The 863-nt window shown below is 45.0% G+C and carries 3 protein-coding genes; all 3 read right to left on the bottom strand.

All coding sequences use genetic code 11. The features are described from left to right. Window positions 1-239 (bottom strand): phage integrase Arm DNA-binding domain-containing protein (locus tag CSC70_RS13750; RefSeq protein ID WP_211369504.1); only part of this gene is annotated, 239 nt, incomplete at its 3' end. Further along, window positions 217-435, bottom strand: a complete 219-nt coding sequence (locus CSC70_RS13745; RefSeq protein WP_002414258.1) for an excisionase — start codon at window positions 433-435, stop codon at window positions 217-219. The genes CSC70_RS13745 and CSC70_RS13750, both read right to left, overlap by 23 nt. 295 nt (window positions 436-730) lie before the next feature. Continuing rightward, on the bottom strand, window positions 731-863 hold a 133-nt coding region (locus CSC70_RS14860; RefSeq protein ID WP_425501596.1), incomplete at its 5' end, for a hypothetical protein.

Here is an 863-nt window from a genome sequence, read left to right as displayed (position 1 = left end):
AGCCATGAATGTAACGTAACGGAATTATCACTGTTGATTCTCGCTGTCAGAGGCTTGTGTTTGTGTCCTGAAAATAACTCAATGTTGGCCTGTATAGCTTCAGTGATTGCGATTCGCCTGTCTCTGCCTAATCCAAACTCTTTACCCGTCCTTGGGTCCCTGTAGCAGTAATATCCATTGTTTCTTATATAAAGGTTAGGGGGTAAATCCCGGCGCTCATGACTTCGCCTTCTTCCCATTTCTGATCCTCTTCAAAAGGCCACCTGTTACTGGTCGATTTAAGTCAACCTTTACCGCTGATTCGTGGAACAGATACTCTCTTCCATCCTTAACCGGAGGTGGGAATATCCTGCATTCCCGAACCCATCGACGAACTGTTTCAAGGCTTCTTGGACGTCGCTGGCGTGCGTTCCACTCCTGAAGTGTCAAGTACATCGCAAAGTCTCCGCAATTACACGCAAGAAAAAACCGCCATCAGGCGGCTTGGTGTTCTTTCAGTTCTTCAATTCGAATATTGGTTACGTCTGCATGTGCTATCTGCGCCCATATCATCCAGTGGTCGTAGCAGTCGTTGATGTTCTCCGCTTCGATAACTCTGTTGAATGGCTCTCCATTCCATTCTCCTGTGACTCGGAAGTGCATTTATCATCTCCATAAAACAAAACCCGCCGTAGCGAGTTCAGATAAAATAAATCCCCGCGAGTGCGAGGATTGTTATGTAATATTGGGTTTAATCATCTATATGTTTTGTACAGAGAGGGCAAGTATCGTTTCCACCGTACTCGTGATAATAATTTTGCACGGTATCAGTCATTTCTCGCACATTGCAGAATGGGGATTTGTCTTCATTAGACTTATAAACC

The organism is Pseudoxanthomonas kalamensis DSM 18571, from assembly GCF_010211745.1.
Lineage (GTDB): Bacteria > Pseudomonadota > Gammaproteobacteria > Xanthomonadales > Xanthomonadaceae > Pseudoxanthomonas_A > Pseudoxanthomonas_A kalamensis.
Note: the sequence above shows the minus strand (reverse complement) of the source record. Positions and strands in the feature narration are given on the sequence as shown.